Origin of the sequence: Enterobacter cloacae complex sp. 2024EL-00214, from assembly GCF_043945575.1 — a bacterium.
In the GTDB taxonomy this organism is placed as follows: domain Bacteria; phylum Pseudomonadota; class Gammaproteobacteria; order Enterobacterales; family Enterobacteriaceae; genus Enterobacter; species Enterobacter cloacae_P.
In genome coordinates, this window is record NZ_JBIMRC010000004.1 from 127,278 (window position 1) to 145,606 (window position 18,329).

Below are 18,329 nucleotides of genomic sequence, written 5' to 3' on the forward strand. Positions count from 1 at the left end.
AGAGGGCAACAAACCGCACCACGCTACATTTCCTCTTTCACCTGCATCGCCAGCTCAAACGAGTGCAAACGCGCCTGGTGATCGAAAATCTGTCCGTTAACCATAATTTCATCTGCCTGCGTCTCACGCAGCACCGCTTCCAGCCCGTGACGGATTTTTGTTTTATCCCCCACCAGAGACATACTCAGCGCCTGTTGCACACCATACTGTTCGGAAGCCGACCACAGCTGATGCATATTCTCCACCGGTGGCGGTAGCTGTCCCGTCTCGCCGCGCCGCAATTTCACAAACGCCTGCTGCATGGAGGTAAACAGGAATTCTGCGTCGCGGTTACTGTCGGCGGCAATGATATTGATACACACCATCGCGTACGGTTTTTCCAGACGTTCGGACGGTTTAAAGTTGGTGCGATAGAGATGCAGCGCCTGGTGCAGCATATCCGGCGCGAAGTGCGAGGCAAACGCAAACGGCAGCCCCAGCTGCGCGGCGAGCTGTGCGCTATAAAGGCTTGAGCCTAACAGCCAAACCGGGATCTTCTCGCCGTAGCCTGGCACCGGGCGTACATGCGGATTCGGATCTCGCGCATCGAACCAGTCCACCAGTTCAGCAACATCACGCGGGAAATTGTCGATGTCGCCGCTCATATGGCGACGCAGGGCGCGCATGGTCGGCTGGTCACTGCCTGGCGCACGCCCCAGCCCTAAATCAATCCGGCCTGGATAAAGGGTATTCAGGGTACCAAACTGCTCGGCTATCACCAGTGGAGCGTGGTTCGGCAGCATCACACCGCCCGACCCCAGGTGGAGTGTGGTGGTATTGGCTGCCAGGTAACCAATCAGCACTGAGGTTGCGGCGCTGGCGATCCCCACCATATTGTGGTGCTCGGCCAGCCAGTAGCGGTGATAACCTCGTTTCTCGGCCAGACGGGCAAGATCCAGAGAGTGTGAAAAAGCAACTCCAGCCGAGGAACCTTGAGGGATCGGAGCCAGATCCAGCACCGAAAACGGAAGGGTTTTATCAGTCATAACAGCTCACTTTGTCGACGGTGAATCTTTTAATAGTGCATTAAAAATTACTAACCGTTGTTAACAAAGTGAGCTTTTACACTTCATCCTTCACGCTGTCTCTGTGTTGGCTGCGTCTGTTCACCCCAGTCACTTACTTGAGTAAGCTCCTGGGGATCCTCAGACTTGCCGCCTTGATGCAACTTGAATGATGTTGTGTAAATTTACGCCTGCAGCTCCAGCCCGGCGAGGCGTTTCCAGTAGCCATTACAGTCGCTGTTGACCGTCAGCGCCAGGGGAGAGGCACCGTTTTCATTGGCGCGGAATGCGTCCAGCATCGCGAAGACTTCCGTATCCAGCGGTGACAGGCGTACCACGTCCACCAGCCCTTTCATCGATGCCAGCTCGTTGCCGAGGTTATAGACATAGCCACTCATGGTCTGAATACCGTTGAGGACAAATACCTGCTGATTTTCCTGCGACAGCATACTGCGTCCGTTTGGATATTTTATGCAGCAGGTTTCGCATTCGTCTTTCGGACGGTCTTCCGAACGGGCGGTAAAACAACGTGCGGAGTAGGCCAGCGGCAGATGCCCGTAGCTCAGCACTTCCACTTCAAACTGATTGCGGATCCCCAGCTCTTCGCACTGAGTCAGCAGGTTTGCCAGCCAGTCGCGGGAGAGTTCTACCGGCATACACCAGCGGGTCATACCCTGTTTCAGCAACAGGCGCAGTGTCACCGCGTTATAGCAGTTCAGCGCATGTCCGGCGACAAACGGCAGTTTGCGTTCGGCGCACATATTCACCACGCCTAAATCGCTGGCCTCCAGAAGGAACTCACCGTTTTCGACATAGCGCTTCAGCTCACCCAGTTCAGATGAGGCCTGAACCAGTGCCAGCGTCGACAACACAACCTGTTTGCCACTTCCCGCCAGGCTTTTGGCCATATCCAGCCAGTCACCCACTTTTGTTGCCCGGCGCTTGCTGCATACCGCTTCGCCGAGGTAAATCACATCTGCGCTGCTGGTCGCGGCCTGTTGATAAAAATCTTCCAGCGTCTCTTTTGGCCAGTAGTAGAGCACTGGCCCTAATGAATATTTCATGGTTATCTCACTGCCATTTACGGTGATACGCGCCAAGCGTGGTTTGTGTACCTTCAGACATCGCGCCGAGCGTCTCCATCCAGACAGGTTGCGGGGCATAGTTCTGCGGATCGGCTATGCAACGGTCGATGGCCTGACGCCAGACTTTTGCCACCTGGCTCACGTAGGCCGGGCTGCGCTGGCGGCCTTCAATTTTCACAGAGGCAATATTGGCAGCCAGCAGTTCCGGCAGCAGCTCCAGCGTGTTGAGGCTGGTGGGCTCTTCCAGGGCGTGATAACGCTCGCCGTCGACTAGGTAGCGGCCTTTGCACAGCGTCGGGTAGCCAGCGTTTTCACCGTCCTGATAGCGGTCAATCAGCACTTCATTCAGGCGAGACTCCAGCCCCTGCGGCGTTTGCTGCCAGCGAACAAAGCGGGCAGGTGAGCAGGCTCCGACGGTATTCGGTGATTCACCGGTTAAATAGGAGGAAAGATAGCAACGCCCTTCGGCCATGATGCACAGACTGCCAAAGGCAAAAACTTCCAGCGGCACTGGCGTGACGCGTGCGAGTTGCTTAACCTGATGAATAGAGAGCACGCGCGGCAGCACGACGCGGGCAACGTCAAAATGACGATGGTAAAAACGCACGGCCTCTTCGTTGGTGGCGGATGCCTGAACGGAGACGTGGCGCTCAATATGTGGGTAGCGTTCTGCCGCATACTCAAGCATGGCGAGGTCGGCCAGAATCAACGCATCTGCACCCAATTGCGCCGCCATGTCCACCGCGCGCTGCCAGCGTGCGTAGCCATCAGGATGGGCAAACGTGTTGATGGCGATATGCAGCTTACGGCGGTGCTGGTGTACGAAGTTAACGGCTTCCTGAAGCTTTTTCTCCGTAAAGTTGAGGCCAGCAAAATGGCGGGCGTTAGTATCGTCTTTCAGCCCGATATAGACCGCATCGGCCCCATTTTCGATGGCCGCCTTAAGCGCCGGAAGGTTTCCGGCAGGGCAGAGCAGCTCCATAATTTATCCTGATGTCAGTCGATCACTGCGATCGCAAAATTGTTAACGAGCTGGGATTTTAATTAACCCATACGCGACAATTTTTGATTTAAGGCAGCTAATGGCGTATTGATGACACCAATAATGAGGTACACCGGACGACAGTTTGTTGATTTACGCCGCTATGTTGTCCTCCGGATATGGCAAAATAACCGGATTATTGCTATCAGGGAGTAAAGCTCGTGCTGGATAAACTGCGTTCACGTCTCGTACAATTTGGGCCATCAATGCTGAGCGTGCCGGTAAAACTGGCACCGTTCGCGCTTAAACGCCAGGTGCTGGAGCAGGTGCTGAGCTGGCAGTTTCGCCAGGCGCTGCAGGACGGCGAGCTGGAGTTTCTGGAAGGCCGCTGGCTAAGTATTGAAGTCCGTGATATCGGGCTGCGCTGGTTTACTTCGGTTGAGAATAACCAGCTGATCGTACGGGAGTCCGCCGAGGCGGATGTGAGCTTTAGCGCCAATGCCAGCGATCTGTTGATGATCGCCGCGCGTAAGCAGGATCCGGATACGCTCTTCTTCCAGCGCCGTCTGGTGATTGAAGGTGATACGGAACTCGGTCTGTACGTCAAAAATTTAATGGATGCCATTGAGCTGGAGCAGATGCCGAAAGCACTGCACGTGATGTTGATGCAAATGGCAGATTTCGTTGAGGCCGGGCTGAAAACCCCGCCGGAAAGTAAACACACTTCAGTAGGTGAGCCATGCTGATTCGAGTTGAAATTGGGATTGATGCACCGGGTATCGATGCGTTGTTACGCCGTTCTTTTGCGAGCGATGCAGAAGCCCAACTGGTCCACGATCTCCGCGAAGACGGCCTGATTACGCTGGGGCTGGTTGCCACCGATGACGAAGGGCAGGTGGTTGGCTATGTCGCCTTCAGCCCGGTGACAGTTCAGGGTGAAGAGCTACAGTGGGTAGGAATGGCACCGCTGGCGGTCGATGAGAACTACCGTGGTCAGGGGCTGGCGCGTCAGCTGGTTTATGAAGGGCTGGACTCGCTGAATGAGTTTGGCTACGCCGCCGTGGTGACGCTGGGCGAACCGGCACTCTATAGCCGTTTAGGTTTCGAGCAGGCGGCGCATTACGATCTGCGTTGCCGCTGGCCGGGCACTGAATCCGCCTTCCAGGTACACCGTCTGGCAGATGATGCGCTAAACGGCGTGAATGGCCTGGTAGAGTACCACGACCACTTCAATCGGTTTTAACCAGGCTCTCGCGTAGCGCCTCAAAGGAGCCGTCTCCGGTGACGAGGCGCTCTTTCTGGCGCTTCGTCAGCTGCTTAATGCGGTATTCCATTCTGAGCGCCAGCGATCTGTCCCCCACGGGCGCTGAAAAGGCGAGCTGTAATTCCCCTTTCCCCCGCAGCGCTTTTGCCCCTTTCCCCGTTTGATGTTGCAGGAAACGCCGCGCCACATCGGTGGTTATTCCGGTGTAGAGGGCATTATCAGCGGTTCGGACAAGATAGAGAAACCAGCACACGGTATACAGATTCAGTATGTTAAGGTGAGCGCACCATAGCATGAGAGAGAACGAAAATGGAAACACTGGCCGCCATTAACCGCTGGCTGGCGAAGCAGCATGTTGTTACCTGGTGTGTGTATGACGCAGGTGAAATGTGGTGTGCAAACGCGTTCTACTACTACGATCCCGTACGCGTGGCCTTTTATGTCCTGAGCGAAGATAAAACGCGTCATGCACAAATGACGGGGCCGCAGGCGAAGGTGGCGGGTACGGTCAACGGCCAGCCGAAAACGGTCGCGCAGATCCGCGGGGTGCAGTTCAAAGGGGAGATCCGCCGTCTGGACGGGGAAGAAAGCGAGGTACAGCGTAAACACTACACTCGCCGTTTCCCGGTTGCGCTTGCGTTTAAAGCGCCGGTGTGGGAAATCCGCCTTGATGAGCTAAAATTCACAGATAACACACTGGGATTTGGTAAAAAAATCCACTGGCTACGTCAGGAGTAGCGTATGAGTCAGGTGCTAATTACAGGCGCAACCGGGCTGGTAGGCGGGTATTTGCTACGACTGCTGATTCAGGAGCGCAAGGTGAATTACATCGCCGCGCCGACGCGCCGCCCGCTTGCTGATACCTCCGGTGTGTTTAATCCTCATGATCCTAATCTGACCGATGCGCTGGCGCAGGTGCGTGATCCCATTGATATTGCGTTTTGCTGCCTGGGCACAACCCGGCGTGACGCGGGCAGTAAAGCAGCGTTTGTGCATGCCGATTATGCGCTGGTTATTGATACTGCGCTCAGAGCCAAAAAGCTGGGTGCCAGACATCTGGTGGTGGTCAGTTCGATGGGGGCAAATGCAAACTCTCCCTTTTTCTATAACAAGGTAAAAGGAAAGATGGAGAAGGCGCTGATCGCGCAGAAGTGGGAATACCTGACGATCGTCCGCCCCTCTATGCTGCTTGGGCACCGCGAAAAACGGCGTTTTAATGAATCTGTCTTCGCTCCGTTGTTTACGTTGCTGCCCGGTAACTGGAAATCTATTGAAGCGCGGGATGTGGCGCGCGCGATGCTGAAAGAAGCGCTGGCTCCGTCTCAGGAGGGGGTGAATATCATCCCTTCGGCAAAACTGCGTGAAATCGCTCAGGGCGAGGCGTAAACTCCCCCGGCTAATTCTAACACTCTCCGGGGAATGCTATGACTGGTCAGTCTTCATCTCAGGCGGCAACACCTGTTCAATGGTGGAAACCCGCACTCTTCTTTCTCGTGGTTATTGTCGGCCTCTGGTATGTGAAATGGCAGCCGTATTACGGTAAAGCTTTCACCGCCGCCGATACCCACAGCATAGGTAAATCCATTCTCACTCAGGCCGATTCCAGCCCGCTGCAGGCGGCGTGGGATTATGCGATGGTCTATTTCCTTGCGGTCTGGAAAGCTGCCGTATTAGGCGTGATCCTGGGGTCGCTGATTCAGGTTCTTATTCCGCGTCACTGGCTGGTGAAAACCCTGGGTCAACCACGTTTTCAGGGCACCCTGCTGGGGACGATTTTTGCCCTTCCGGGGATGATGTGTTCTTGCTGTGCTGCACCTGTCGCCGCCGGAATGCGTCGCCAGCGCGTATCAATGGGCGGTGCGCTCGCGTTCTGGATGGGCAACCCGCTGTTAAACCCGGCAACGCTGGTATTTATGGGCTTTGTGCTTGGCTGGCATTTTGCCGTTATCCGTCTGGTGGCTGGGCTTCTGACGGTGCTGGTGGTGGCGACGCTGGTACAAAACCTGGTGAAAGACAACGAACCTGAGCCAGCCCCTGTCGAGCTGGAGATGGGTGAGCCGCAGGGTGGTTTCTTTGCGCGTTGGGGGAGTGCGCTGTGGCAGCTTTTCTGGAGCACAATCCCGGTTTATATCCTGGCGGTGCTGGTTCTGGGGGCCGCGCGTGTCTGGCTCTTCCCGCATGCGGACGGGGCAATCGACAATACGCTGCTGTGGGTAGTGGCGATGGCGGTTGCAGGTTGCCTGTTTGTGATCCCAACCGCGGCGGAAATCCCCATTGTGCAAACCATGATGCTGGCCGGTATGGGAACCGCCCCGGCGCTGGCGCTACTCATCACACTGCCGGCGATCAGCCTGCCGTCACTTATCATGCTGAGAAAGTCATTCCCGGCGAAAGCGCTGTGGCTGACTGCGGGGCTGGTGGCGTTAAGCGGGGTGATTGTGGGGTGTATTGCGCTGATATAAAAAAGCCCGGTAGCGTTGATGACGCCTACCGGGCCTGCAGTTTTGCGTTCTGCTTACTTGATATAGGTAAACGCGGTGGTGACGTGTTTCACACCGCTCACCCGGCTGGCGATATCGGCAGCCGCTTTCCCTTCACGATCGGTGACCAGACCAAGCAGGAACACTTCGCCATTTTCGGTCGTCACTTTCACGTTTGAGGATTTCACCTGGTCTGTACCCAACAGCTGGGAACGTACCTTGGTGGTGATCCAGGTATCGGAAGAGGCCGTGCCCAGGCCAATTGGCTGGCCCTGACGCACTTCATTAAACACTTCCGTGGTACCTTCTACACCCATCGCAATCTGTTTAGCACGTGAGGCGAGCTCCATATTCGGTGCCTGGCCTGCCAGCAGCACCTTGCCCTGATAAGCCGTCACGTTGATGCGCGCTTCTTTCTTAATTTGTTCATCTTTAGACAGCGCACTGTTGACGCGCAGCTCCAGCGTACCGTCATCTACCTGCGTACCCACAGAACGCGGGTCGGTTGCTGCCTTTGTACCTACAGCTGCGGTACCGACAACGGCAGCAGCAATACATCCCTGAAGTAACAGTGCAGACATAAGGACTGCGAGGGTCGATAAAGCCTTCATTAGTACTCCTTAATCATCCTGGTGAGGAAAAAGCGTGTTATCGATCAGGTCGCATAAGCAGTTTACCGTCAGCATATGCATTTCCTGAATACGCGCACTACGGTGAGAAGGGATGCGAATTTCCACATCCTGCGGCCCAAGCAGCCCCGCCAGTTCACCACCGTCATAGCCGGTTAATGCAACGATGGTCATGTCGCGAGTGACGGCGGCTTCAACGGCTTTGACGATATCCCGGCTGTTACCGCGCGTGGAGATCGCCAGTAGCACATCTCCGGCATGACCCAGGGCACGTACCTGCTTCGCGTAAATCTCGTCATGCAGACGATCGTTAGCAATCGCTGTTAAGACCACATTATCGGTATTTAGTGCAATGGCCGGTAAACTGGGGCGTTCTGTTTCAAAACGGTTGATCATGCTGGCAGCAAAATGCTGTGCGTTGGCGGCCGAGGTGCCATTGCCACAACAGAGGATTTTGTTGCCGTTCAACAGAGACTGTACCAGCGTCATTGCTGCGCGGGAGATCGCGTCCGGGAGGGCTTCCGCCGCAGCAATCTGAGTCTGAATGCTTTCTGTGAAGCACACTTTAATTCTTTCGAGCACGTTATCCCTTTAAATCTTATTTATGCGCCTTCGCCAAACGCGTTTTTAAGCCATTCGATCTCACTTCCGGTGAAGGCTATCACATCGAAACGGCAATCCACAGTATCAAAACTCCCATTATGGCGGGCAAGCCACAAGTGGGCAGTCTGTAATAATTTATGTTGTTTGGCGAGCGTCACGCTGGCGGCAGCACCGCCAAAACGGGAAGACTGTCGGTAGCGTACTTCAACAAACACGATAATTTGACCGTCTTTCATGATCAGGTCGATTTCGCCGCCACGTCCGCGAACGTTAGCGGCGATAAAGCGCAGTCCTTTGCCTTCAAGCCAGCGACGCGCTTTTAACTCCCACGCGTCACCGGTCTCTTTGCGGCTTAACTGGCCGGGACGATTTGCCCCTGCTGGTATTTGAGCCATGATAACTTCCTGTTAATCACGCAGTCCTGAGTTGCTGTCAGATCGCCCGTGTTGCCGTTCAGCTCAAAGCCTGGCACCTGGCGCATCTGGGTAAAGTGGTTCGCCAGCGCCCACGCATCGACACCCATCGCATACAGCCGCGCCAGAGAGTAATCGTTATGCACGGTACTCAGCGCTTGCTGCATCAGTGCAGGATTGCTGCCTGCCAGCATAGGGATTTCGCTGTATTGCAGACCTTCCATTTCCAGACGGAAATCCGGGCCGGCAGTACCTTGTGCGCTGCGGGAGCTGGCGTAAAGCGTTGCGCCGCTCTGGCTACCGTTACGCATAGCAATCATTGGCTTGATGAAGGCAATTTCTTCCGGTGTGGCCACAATATAGGCCGCGTCCACTTTGCCGCCACCGCTGATTTGCGCGTCGGTTGGTGGGGCAGGAATGGTCAGGCCGCCGATAGTTACGCCTTGCTGTTGTGGCAGGCTGGCAGAGACCGGGCTGCCATTAAGGGCGATACCTGTGCCGCCATTTACGCCCGCTCTCAGTTCAGAGGTCGAGCCAAATTTTTGCTGCAGCACAATACCGCCGCCCAGTTTCTGCCACTCTCCGGCAAACGCAGTGGCGACACGATCGCCCAGCGAACTACGTGGGATCAGCAACAGTGGAGCCTGTTTACCCTGCTCGTGAATATGACGTGCCGCATCGCGGGCTTCATCTTCCGGTGAAAGGGCGAAGTAGCAGATATTGGCACGGTTTTGAACCTGCTCTGGCTGGTTGAGCGCCAGCACGTTCAGCGTGGTATTGCTCTTCATCAGCGATTCCACGTTATTTTTCAGCAGTGGGCCAACAACGATGCTTGCACCGTCCTGCTGAACCTGCGCCAGAACCTGATCGAGCGGCTGAGAGCTGGTGTCGTAGATTTTCAGCTCAGTGCCCGGGTTGGCGCTGGTGGTTGCCACACTCTGGGGCTGTGCTGCCTGCTGCGGTGCAGGTGCAGGCGCAGGTTGAGTAGTCTGTGGTTGCGGTGCTACTGCGGTGCTGGTCGCTGGAGCAGCCGGGGCAGGTGTGACAGCAGGTGCAGCTGCAGGCGTGGCAGGCGCGGTGACCGGGTTCTGCATGGTGCCCTGAGCTGGCGTTTGTGCTGTCGTCAGGTCACTGGTCTCTGCGGTGGAAGGGCTGACCACCTCGTTCACGTTCGCGGCCTGGGCCGCCTGAGCAGGAACGGCACTGCCTGTTACCGCAGGAGTCCCGTTTTTCGCCGCTTCAAAGCCTTGCTGAATGGTACGGCCAAACACCGCCGCCTGGCCATTCAACGGCAGGAGCAGAGCGATTTTGCTGGTGGATGCAGGTTTAAAGTTCTGCACGTTTACCAGCTGCGTTGGCAGCATTTTCGCACCTGGGTTTTGTGGGTAGCGGGTTTGCCAGTCGGTAATACCCGCTTTCAGCATCTTCGGATCGTTGCGGTTGTTAAACCACATTTGCTGTAAGTCCAGCCAGCCCTGCAACACGTTTTCGTCTGCATTGATGACCAGCGCCTGGGCCTGCTCCTGAGTCATGGAGGCGAGCGTCTGCCAGGTAGCATCAATATTTTTCTGCTTGTCCGTCCCACCGAGGAGGGGCTCCTGAGCGACCAGAGCACGCAGCAGCGTCAGGGAAGGATGGCCCTGCTCAGCGGCGATACCGGCCTGCCAGAAACGAGCCTGCTGGTTTTTATCAAGCGTGCTCACGTCGATATTACCGAGGATCTTTTTCGCAGCCGCGAAATCTTTCAATGCCACTTTCAGTTCGGCAGACTGCAGCTCCTGCTCACGACGCTGAGTGTCGTTAAGATCTTTCGGCAACTGGTTGAACAGTTCGGCAGCCTGCTGGGTTTTCCCCTCTTTCAGGAGTGCACGAATGGCGAGTAATTGCCAGTTGGTCTTGGTATCATTTGAACTCTGCGACATTTGTTGCAGATAAAAGCCAGAATCAGCCTGGGCTGAACCCTGCATATGGGCAGTGGTTTGATCGGGTGCCTGGGTGCCACAGCCTGCGAAGATCAGGGCTGCCAGCAGAAGCGGCACGCTGCGCGTGGCTTTTTTTCGAAGAAACGTTAACGGTACCATACTGTATCCAGTGATTTTTTACGCAATGCTCAATATTAAATCGGTAATACGGACTAAACAATGAAACAACACGAAACGGCAGATAATTCTCAAGGCCAGCTTTATATTGTACCTACTCCTATCGGGAATTTGTCTGATATTACCCAACGTGCGCTCACTGTGTTGCAAGCTGTTGATTTGATTGCAGCTGAAGATACCCGTCATACCGGTTTACTGCTGCAACACTTCGCGATCAACGCCCGTTTGTTTGCCCTGCACGATCACAATGAGCAACAAAAAGCGGAAACGCTGGTGGCGAAGCTGAAAGAAGGGCAGAACATTGCGCTGGTATCCGACGCGGGGACGCCGTTGATTAACGACCCTGGCTACCATCTGGTGCGTACCTGCCGCGAAGCGGGGATCCGCGTGGTGCCTCTGCCGGGGCCGTGTGCTGCCATTGCGGCATTAAGCGCGGCGGGTCTGCCGTCCGATCGCTTCTGCTATGAAGGCTTCCTGCCTGCCAAATCTAAAGGCCGTCGTGATGTATTAAAAGATTTGGAAGCGGAACCGCGTACGCTGATTTTCTACGAATCCACTCACCGCCTGCTGGAAAGCCTGGAAGATATGGTTACCGTCTGGGGTGAGGCCCGCTATGTGGTGCTGGCTCGTGAGCTGACGAAAACCTGGGAAACCATCCACGGCGCGCCAGTGGGTGAACTGCTGGCATGGGTGAAGGAAGATGAAAACCGCCGCAAAGGCGAAATGGTGCTGATTGTTGAGGGGCATAAAGCGGAAGAAGATGCGCTCCCTGCTGATGCGCTGCGTACCCTGACGTTGCTGCAGGCGGAACTGCCGCTGAAGAAAGCTGCGGCGCTGGCGGCGGAGATCCACGGCGTGAAGAAGAATGCGCTGTATAAGTATGCGCTGGAGCAGCAGGGGGAGTAAAACCTGGCGCGTTTGTTTTGCCGGGTGGCGGTTGCGCCTTATCCGGCAAATCAAAAACAGTCGGAAAAGAAAAGGCAGGCAGATCATGCTGACCTGCCTGATACTCTCTGCATCTTACATCGTGCAATAAAGACAAGACGTTTTCGGGTGTAGCCAAAGGAAGGACGCCGGTACTTTCGTTGACACTTTCCCTTCTTTCATTGCCGAAAACGCTTGTTGTTTACCTTCTCCGGCCACTAGCAACAAAACGTCCTTTGCTGCCAGCATATCCTGCAAGCCTAGCGTGATGCCTTGTTCTACCGATGTGCCTGCCGCTCTGAGCATATCATGCATCCGCGTACGTTCGTCGAGAGAGGTAATATGGCAACCTGGCTCCAGCCAGTCATCCGGTTCGTTTAGCCCCAGATGCCCGTTTTTGCCAATGCCTAACACGCAGAGATCCAGACCACCGCGCGCCGCGATGTCTCTGGTTACACGGTTACACTCATGTTGATCCGCTTTGTCAGAGGCAAATGCAATGTAGCGCTCAGGAGCAACGCCGAGTGGCTTAAGTAGATGTTGCTGCAGGAAGACCTCGCAGGTTGCAGGATTATCAGGTGCCAGTCCTACCCACTCATCCAGCTTCACAAAGGTCACTCCGCTGATATCGATCCCGTATGCTTTTACTTTGTCGACGAAACGTTGGTAGGTCAGCAGAGGGGTTGCTCCCGTTGCCACGCAAATCACCGCATCGGGCTTGCACTGAACCAGGGTCAGCAAATGCTCGCTGGCCGCTTCGCTCAGGCTTTCGTAGTCAGGATAGTCCTGAAAAGCGATCGTACTCATTTAAAGAACTCCGAAGGCAGAGCCGACAATGGCCAGCATAAAGGTAATTGCAATCAACAGCACAGGATGCGCTTTCTTCACGCGCAGCAGGTAATACATCAGCAGTGTGTACCCCATTGGCAAAATATTGGGGAACACTTTGTCGAAGAAATCCTGCTGGAGTGCAACATTATGGGTACTGTCGATGGCGAACGTCGTCACTACATTGATATGGACGTACGAGGCGATTAGCCCACCAATCACCGTAATCCCCAGTATGGTTGCCGAGCGGGCAATCATCTGCGAATTTTCCCGCACCTTATCGATCGCCTTGATCCCTACGGAATACCCTACGTGTGTCCAGCCGACGCGCAGGAAGAAAATCGCGAGATAAACAGCGAAGAAGAGGATCGGTCCCAGTAAATTTCCCTGGCTGGCGAAGGACGAGCAGATCCCGGCCATAATCGGCAGCAGCGTAAACCAAAAAATTGCATCCCCAATCCCGGCAATGGGCCCGAAGAGAGCCACTTTCAGCCCTTTGATCGTGCTGCGGTTTTCGCCTTTCTCTTCCATTGATATCAGCAAGCCCATCAGGAAGCCGACCAGGTTTGGGTGCGTGTTGATAAATTCCAGATGATCTTTCATCGCGGCACTCAGGCCGTCTTTATCGTCTTTATAGATCTTCTTAAGCACTGGCAGCATGGCCCAGGTAAACCCGCCTGCCTGCATACGTTCGTAGTTAAAGCTGGCCTGGAGCAAAGAGGAGCGGAATCCCAGGCGAGTGATGTCTTTTTTACTGATTTCAGATCCCATTGCTGTAGTCCTCTTCATCGTTTTTTACGCTCGAAGCGGGAGGCTGGGCGGCGCTTCTGGCTTTGGCGTTAAAGAATTCATACACCGCGAACCCGGCACCCAATACGGCGACAGGCAGCAAGTTGCTGACCTGGATGTAACAGACAAACAGAAAGCCAGCGATCAGATAAGGGATGTACTGTGCCTTAAACATCACGCGAAGCAGTAAGCCAAAGCCCACGGCAGGCAAAATACCCCCCGCGACTTCGAAGCCATGCGTGAGCCAGCCGGGCATCGCTTTTACCAGCGCCTGCATTGCACCCTGTGCCAGGTAGGTACAAAGAAAAGCGATAATGGCGTAAGTGCTGGCGACGATAAGCATTGTTGTCCAGTTGAGACGCGCAAATGCCGCAGTGTTAGCCTCTTCCGCACAGTTGTCCGCTTTGGACATAAACAGAGAAAATGCCGAGTAGAAGAACAGGATGACGTACTGCATCAGCAGGCTAAACGGCAGGCCAAGCCCGATGGCCGTTTTCGCATCAACCCCGGTTGACCAGGCGATAACGGTGGTCATCACCCCCGCCATAATGGGGTTAGGGGGCTGCACGCCACCGGCCGGTGTTAGCCCGGCAAACGCCAATTCGGTCAGCCCGCCAGTGATCAAGCCAATATGGATATCGCCCAGTATCGCTCCCGTAAGCGTACAGACGATGATAGGACGAAAAAGAAAAAGTGCTTCCAGCCAAAAATCGATTCCCAAAATGAAGACTAATGCTGCCAGAGATAAACCCTGAACTAATGTTATTTCATGCATTTTATTGCCTCGTAATCGTGACCCGCTTTTTAGAATGTCGAGACAGCGAAATTAGTCAGGAATGCCTTCTTTTGCATCACCAGGCACGTCCTGAATAAAGAGGTTTACGCCACTTCGTTTAATGAAACGAAGATTGCTCAGATCGTTATCGTCGACATAAACCTTGCTGCTGATCTGTTTCTTACCCTCAGAGAAATGCATATTTCCTACGTTGACGTCTTTCAGCGGCACGCCGCCTTCAATCAATTTCTTCACGGTTTCAGGTGTCCGGCATATCAGGAAAATTTTCTGATGCGGTGCGGCTTTCGCGATAATGGCTGTGGTTTTTTCAACAGAGAAAAACCGGATGCCAAACCCATAAGTCTCCGCCGTTATTCCCATTAACTTTTGCTGGATATCGTCTTTTGCCACCTCGTCATCAACGACTATCAACAAATTCGCGCCAATAGTGGATGTCCAGGTCACACCGACCTGGCCATGCACAAGGCGGTTGTCGATGCGGGTTAACAAAATGTTTGGCGTGCTCATATTTCTGCTCCTTAAGGCATTGTCTGGTGTTTACACATTTATACCGTCGCAGGGTTCAGCGTTAATTTATCTGCCGAGCCACAAACCATAATCTTGCTTCTGACCACCTCTTTCATGGCATCCATGCCGACCCGCATGTAGAAGCGCGGATCGTTGCCCTGTGGATTGTCGGCAAACCAGGCTTTAACCGCGTCTGAGAAGGCAATCTTCAGCTCGGTTGCCACGTTGACTTTGCAAACGCCCAGTTCGATAGTGCGGCGAACGTAGTCATCCGGCACATCGCTTGCACCGTGCAGTACCAGCGGTACACTCACCACTTCACGGATCTCGGCCAGCCGCTGGAAGTCTATTTTCGGACGTTTGGTATAGAGACCGTGCGCGGTACCAATAGCAACGGCAAGGCTGTCGACGCCTGTCAGTTCAACGAAGCGTTTCGCTTCCTGCGGGTCGGTCAGAAAGGCGCTTTCCGCATCGACGCTCATGTCATCTTCCACACCCCCCAGACGGCCCAGTTCGGCCTCGACGCTACAGTCGTTGAGGTGGCAGAAATCGACCACCGATTTCACCAGCTTCACGTTTTGCTCAAACGGATAATGGCTGCCGTCAATCATTGCGCTGCGCACACCGGCGTGGACTTTGCGACGAATATCATCCAGCGATTCATGGTGATCGAGATGCAGCGCCAGCGGCATGTCGTAAGTGAGGGAGTAAGCGCTGCACAGGGCGTAAATCTCTTCCAGCGCAATGTGCTTAAAGGTGCCCGGCGTGCCCGCGAGGATCACCGGCGATCGCATTTCACTGCACACTTCGAGGATCGCCTGGATCGTCTCAGCGTTATGGATGTTGAATGCCGGAACGGCATAGCCTTTTGCCTGAGCGTCCTGCAGAAGGTATTTCGTTGAGATAATGCTCATGATGCGATCCTCTTAAAGCTGCCACGGATGAATAACCACGCCCTGCACAACACGGTTAACCGTGCCGCTCGCCGATGGTGTATCTGGCGTATTGCCTACGTTAAGCGACTGCGTGAGCGCAAAGACCTGGGCGTACATCAGGAAGCAGAACGCCTGCTCCATATCGATAAACGGGCGGGAAGGTGGCAACAGGATATGCGGGCCAGCTTCAATGACCGGATTATTTTCAGCAGCGATAGCCACCACGCGCATGGCCTGGCGGTCGCGGCGCAGTTCCGCCAGTAGATCGAGATCGTACTGACGCGTATACGGATGGCTGGAGACAAACACCACCACCAGCGTTTCGTTATCTACAAGTGATTTAGGCCCGTGACGGAAACCGGTAGGCGAGTCATAAAAGGCCGCCAGTTTTCCTGCGGTCAGTTCCAGCACCTTCAGCGCCGATTCACGCGCTGCACCCTGCAGACCACCACTTCCCAGATAAACGATCCGTTTCCAGGAGTCGTTGCCAAAGACGCCGTGGCTGAAATCACCGAGCGAGGACAGGATCGCCTGACAGCGATCGGCGACGTCGCGGAAGGTTTGGCTGTTGATTGTTTCTGGCGCGAATACCGCCAGGCAGCTCGCCATCATGGTGGTAATGCTGCTGGTCATGGCGAACCCGCGATCGTGGGTTTCGGCAGGCATCAGCAGGGCAAAAGCGTTATCGCTGTCGACCGCGTTCTGGTACAAACTTCCCGCCTCATTGCAGGTTATCGACAGGTGGTAGCACTCCGGCACAAACTGATTCGCCAGTTCAACGGCGGCCACGCTTTCCGGACTATTGCCGGAGCGAGCAAAAGAGACCAACAACAGAGGATGCGCGGCACTGAGATAATCCATTGGATTAGTGACCAGGTCGGTTGTCGGTACGGCAGTGATGCTTTTCCCGGTGTGGCTGGCGAGCCAGGGAGCAATGATGTCACCGATAAACGCGGATGTGCCCGCGCCAGTCAGCACGATCTTAAGATCGTGCTTGCGCAGCAACGGCATCAGGAAATTGTCGATCGAGGAACGCAGGCTATCAATGTTATTGAGCGAGCGGATCCAGCAAGTGGGTTGTTGGCGGATCTCTTCTTCGGTCCATGTGCCGGTTGTAGCGGGGGTGTTTGTTTCTGGCATAACTCAGTCCTTAGTCATGTGAATTCCACATCAGACGCTGGCAAACGTGTCGCTATCTTTCGTTTCGTTTCACTTGTTCACTTAAGCAGTTAAATAAAATCTATAGAAAAGAAATCGAAACTTCAATGAAAGAAAAGAAATAAAACGAAAAGTGTGATCGACAAAGAAAAGGAAAGATTTAAGGAAAGGAAAAAAAAGGCCTTACGATCGCACGTCGTAAGGCCAACAGGACATACAATGAAAGGGCTATAGGGGGAGAGCCTGGCCCTGGATCCAGATCTGCTGGAGGTGTAACCCAGCGTCCAGCGAGATAATATTTGCGCGTTTGCCCGGCGCTAACGATCCGAGCTGGTTATCAATACCCAGCAGGCGGGCAGGGTGCAGCGAAGCCATATGAATAGCGTCCTCTGCCGTTACCCGTGCATGCTCCACCATGTTACGCACTGCGGCATCCAGCGACAGCGTGCTGCCCGCCAGGCCACCGGAGGTGGTACGGACAACACCGCTTTGCATGGTGACCTCTTCACCACACAGCGTATAGCGCCCGTCCGGCATTCCTGCAGCCTGCATAGCATCGGTAATCAGTACCATACGATCCTTCGCGCAGCAGCTGCACAGCCGCATGGCACCCGGGTGGACGTGATGCCCGTCAGCAATCAGCTCCAGCCATGCCCGCGGGTCAGTCAGCCCTGCGCCCACCATGCCTGGTTCCCTGTGATGCAACCCCGTCATGCCGTTATAACAGTGCACCAGTCCATCTGCGCCCGCATCAAACGCAGAGAGGGTTTGATCGTAGGTGGCGGCACTGTGGCCCAGCATAACGCGTACACCCCGTTGTTTCAGGTGACGAATTGCCTCTAATGCGCCGGGTTTTTCTGGAGCAAGCGCCACCACGCTCAGGGTGTTTTGTGAGACAGCAATGAGCGCGTCCAGCTCAGCGATATCCAGCTCCCGGAACAGTTCCGGCGGATGCGCCCCTTTGTTCTGCGGCGTAAAGTACGGACCTTCCAGATAACTACCCAGAATTTGTGCCCCGGGGCCACCGTTTTGACAGCGCCGGGCGATTCGCCTGAGTGCCCCGTGGATAGCCTCAAGCGGCGCGGTGACGGTGGTGGGCAAAAATGCACCCACCCCTTCACGCGCTTTATGCAGGGCTAACGTATCCAGCACATCTGGTGCATCATCCATGACATCCACGCCCGCACCGCCATGAACGTGGGTATCAATATATGCCGGGCAAAGCAGTTCGGCATCACGAGCGGTAACGCCCGCTGGGATGGGGTCAATTGCCGTGATCACCCCGTGCGCCATGCAGAGCTGGTGGTCGTTCAACCAGCCCTGTTTTGTGAGAACACGGCGCGCGCGCAGCAGCTGGCTCATATCCCTTCCTCAGCCGGTGCTTCCTCGTGACAGCGTCCCAGTTCATCCACCAGGCTCGTCAGGCCACGATGCCCGCACTCCAGCGCCTGCAGTCGAAACGCTTCGCTGCTTAACCCATCGCGATCCAGTACCATCTCCAGCAATAACTGCAGGTTAGTACCGGTTATCACTTCACTGCCCGGTTTTTGCATCGCGAGCGTTGAAGCCACGCGGAACGGTGTGCCGCCCAGCAGATCGGTGAGAAACACAATATCGTGCTGCTCGTCCAGCTCGCTCATCGCCTGTTCGAGCTGGGCGGTCAACCGCGCGGTGGTGGACGTTTCCGGAAAATCGATGGCGATAAACTGCGGTTGTTCGCCGAGGATTTGCTTCATCGCCTGCTCAAGCCCACTGGCAAAACCGCCGTGACCCGTCAAAATAATGCCTAACATC

General features: G+C 55.0%; 22 protein-coding genes. 6 read left to right on the forward strand and 16 right to left on the reverse strand.

Going from position 1 to position 18,329, the window contains the following annotated elements; translation table 11 throughout:
- Nucleotides 1–23: 23 nt before the first annotated feature.
- The 3 genes from ACHHZ6_RS06245 to ACHHZ6_RS06255 all read right to left on the reverse strand — a co-directional run bounded on the left by ACHHZ6_RS06245 (nucleotide 24) and on the right by ACHHZ6_RS06255 (nucleotide 3,110).
- Nucleotides 24–1,025 (reverse strand): luciferase-like monooxygenase, encoded by a 1,002-nt coding sequence (locus ACHHZ6_RS06245; RefSeq protein WP_182919002.1) that lies wholly within the window; start codon nucleotides 1,023–1,025, stop codon nucleotides 24–26.
- Between the two features lie 203 nt (nucleotides 1,026–1,228).
- Nucleotides 1,229–2,107 (reverse strand): U32 family peptidase, encoded by an 879-nt coding sequence (locus tag ACHHZ6_RS06250; protein WP_395121913.1) that lies wholly within the window; start codon nucleotides 2,105–2,107, stop codon nucleotides 1,229–1,231.
- Between the two features lie 7 nt (nucleotides 2,108–2,114).
- Entirely contained in the window at nucleotides 2,115–3,110 is a 996-nt protein-coding gene (locus tag ACHHZ6_RS06255) for a peptidase U32 family protein (protein ID WP_395121914.1), read from the reverse strand.
- A 221-nt stretch (nucleotides 3,111–3,331) separates the two neighbouring features.
- Here ACHHZ6_RS06255 and ACHHZ6_RS06260 point away from each other — a divergent pair, with 221 nt between their 5' ends.
- Together ACHHZ6_RS06260 and ACHHZ6_RS06265 are read left to right on the forward strand one after the other, a co-directional pair.
- On the forward strand, nucleotides 3,332–3,856 hold the full coding sequence (locus tag ACHHZ6_RS06260; RefSeq protein WP_182272757.1) for an SCP2 domain-containing protein: 525 nt from the start codon (nucleotides 3,332–3,334) through the stop codon (nucleotides 3,854–3,856).
- Nucleotides 3,850–4,353 (forward strand): GNAT family N-acetyltransferase, encoded by a 504-nt coding sequence (locus tag ACHHZ6_RS06265; RefSeq protein WP_182272756.1) that lies wholly within the window; start codon nucleotides 3,850–3,852, stop codon nucleotides 4,351–4,353. The genes ACHHZ6_RS06260 and ACHHZ6_RS06265 overlap by 7 nt, the downstream gene beginning before the upstream one ends.
- On the opposite strand, the gene ACHHZ6_RS06270 is transcribed toward ACHHZ6_RS06265, so the two are convergent.
- Nucleotides 4,340–4,669, reverse strand: a complete 330-nt coding sequence (locus tag ACHHZ6_RS06270) for a GIY-YIG nuclease family protein (RefSeq protein WP_182272755.1) — start codon at nucleotides 4,667–4,669, stop codon at nucleotides 4,340–4,342. The two genes, ACHHZ6_RS06265 and ACHHZ6_RS06270, sit on opposite strands and share 14 nt — an antisense overlap.
- Nucleotides 4,670–4,683: 14 nt before the next feature.
- On the opposite strand from ACHHZ6_RS06270, the gene ACHHZ6_RS06275 reads away from it, so the two are divergent.
- From ACHHZ6_RS06275 to ACHHZ6_RS06285, 3 genes are read left to right on the forward strand one after another with little or no spacing between them, the layout of a single operon-like run.
- Nucleotides 4,684–5,112: a YhbP family protein gene (locus tag ACHHZ6_RS06275; RefSeq protein ID WP_182272754.1), complete on the forward strand. Its 429-nt coding sequence runs from the start codon at nucleotides 4,684–4,686 to the stop codon at nucleotides 5,110–5,112.
- A gap of 3 nt (nucleotides 5,113–5,115) precedes the next feature.
- A complete protein-coding gene (locus ACHHZ6_RS06280; protein WP_182272753.1) occupies nucleotides 5,116–5,760 on the forward strand; it encodes an NAD(P)H-binding protein in 645 nt (214 codons plus the stop codon).
- A gap of 38 nt (nucleotides 5,761–5,798) precedes the next feature.
- Nucleotides 5,799–6,836, forward strand: coding sequence for a permease (locus tag ACHHZ6_RS06285; RefSeq protein WP_182918999.1), 1,038 nt, complete (start codon nucleotides 5,799–5,801; stop codon nucleotides 6,834–6,836).
- A 53-nt stretch (nucleotides 6,837–6,889) separates the two neighbouring features.
- Here ACHHZ6_RS06285 and dolP read toward each other — a convergent pair whose 3' ends face one another.
- Genes dolP through ACHHZ6_RS06305 form a run of 4 tightly spaced genes read right to left on the reverse strand, consistent with a single transcriptional unit; the run spans nucleotide 6,890 to nucleotide 10,580 of the window.
- Entirely contained in the window at nucleotides 6,890–7,465 is a 576-nt protein-coding gene (dolP, locus tag ACHHZ6_RS06290) for a division/outer membrane stress-associated lipid-binding lipoprotein (protein WP_182272751.1), read from the reverse strand.
- Nucleotides 7,466–7,474: 9 nt separating this feature from the next.
- Nucleotides 7,475–8,065 carry a DnaA initiator-associating protein DiaA gene (gene diaA / locus ACHHZ6_RS06295; RefSeq protein WP_003861754.1) on the reverse strand — a complete coding sequence of 197 codons (591 nt, stop codon included), beginning with the start codon at nucleotides 8,063–8,065 and terminating at the stop codon, nucleotides 7,475–7,477.
- A 20-nt stretch (nucleotides 8,066–8,085) separates the two neighbouring features.
- Nucleotides 8,086–8,481 carry a YraN family protein gene (locus tag ACHHZ6_RS06300; protein ID WP_182272750.1) on the reverse strand — a complete coding sequence of 132 codons (396 nt, stop codon included), beginning with the start codon at nucleotides 8,479–8,481 and terminating at the stop codon, nucleotides 8,086–8,088.
- Entirely contained in the window at nucleotides 8,439–10,580 is a 2,142-nt protein-coding gene (locus tag ACHHZ6_RS06305) for a penicillin-binding protein activator (RefSeq protein ID WP_395121916.1), read from the reverse strand. Before ACHHZ6_RS06305 ends, ACHHZ6_RS06300 begins: the two co-directional genes overlap by 43 nt.
- A gap of 60 nt (nucleotides 10,581–10,640) precedes the next feature.
- On the opposite strand from ACHHZ6_RS06305, the gene rsmI reads away from it, so the two are divergent.
- Nucleotides 10,641–11,504, forward strand: coding sequence for a 16S rRNA (cytidine(1402)-2'-O)-methyltransferase (rsmI, locus tag ACHHZ6_RS06310; RefSeq protein ID WP_182272748.1), 864 nt, complete (start codon nucleotides 10,641–10,643; stop codon nucleotides 11,502–11,504).
- A gap of 114 nt (nucleotides 11,505–11,618) precedes the next feature.
- Here the strand turns inward: rsmI and ACHHZ6_RS06315 are convergent, their stop codons facing one another.
- From ACHHZ6_RS06315 to agaF, 8 genes are all read right to left on the reverse strand, one after another.
- Entirely contained in the window at nucleotides 11,619–12,329 is a 711-nt protein-coding gene (locus tag ACHHZ6_RS06315; RefSeq protein ID WP_182918996.1) for a galactosamine-6-phosphate isomerase, read from the reverse strand.
- Entirely contained in the window at nucleotides 12,330–13,121 is a 792-nt protein-coding gene (agaD, locus tag ACHHZ6_RS06320; RefSeq protein ID WP_182272746.1) for a PTS galactosamine transporter subunit IID, read from the reverse strand.
- A complete protein-coding gene (agaC, locus tag ACHHZ6_RS06325; protein ID WP_182272745.1) occupies nucleotides 13,111–13,914 on the reverse strand; it encodes a PTS galactosamine transporter subunit IIC in 804 nt (267 codons plus the stop codon). The genes agaD and agaC overlap by 11 nt, the downstream gene beginning before the upstream one ends.
- 51 nt (nucleotides 13,915–13,965) lie before the next feature.
- Nucleotides 13,966–14,442: a PTS galactosamine transporter subunit IIB gene (agaB, locus tag ACHHZ6_RS06330; RefSeq protein ID WP_182272744.1), complete on the reverse strand. Its 477-nt coding sequence runs from the start codon at nucleotides 14,440–14,442 to the stop codon at nucleotides 13,966–13,968.
- 38 nt (nucleotides 14,443–14,480) lie between these two features.
- A complete protein-coding gene (gene kbaY, locus ACHHZ6_RS06335) occupies nucleotides 14,481–15,356 on the reverse strand; it encodes a tagatose-bisphosphate aldolase subunit KbaY (protein WP_182918994.1) in 876 nt (291 codons plus the stop codon).
- Between the two features lie 12 nt (nucleotides 15,357–15,368).
- Nucleotides 15,369–16,517, reverse strand: coding sequence for an SIS domain-containing protein (locus tag ACHHZ6_RS06340; protein WP_395121918.1), 1,149 nt, complete (start codon nucleotides 16,515–16,517; stop codon nucleotides 15,369–15,371).
- Nucleotides 16,518–16,763: 246 nt separating this feature from the next.
- On the reverse strand, nucleotides 16,764–17,897 hold the full coding sequence (gene nagA / locus ACHHZ6_RS06345) for an N-acetylglucosamine-6-phosphate deacetylase (RefSeq protein ID WP_395121919.1): 1,134 nt from the start codon (nucleotides 17,895–17,897) through the stop codon (nucleotides 16,764–16,766).
- Nucleotides 17,894–18,328, reverse strand: a complete 435-nt coding sequence (gene agaF, locus ACHHZ6_RS06350) for a PTS galactosamine/N-acetylgalactosamine transporter subunit IIA (RefSeq protein WP_182272740.1) — start codon at nucleotides 18,326–18,328, stop codon at nucleotides 17,894–17,896. Before agaF ends, nagA begins: the two co-directional genes overlap by 4 nt.
- Between the last annotated feature and the right edge of the window lies 1 nt (nucleotide 18,329).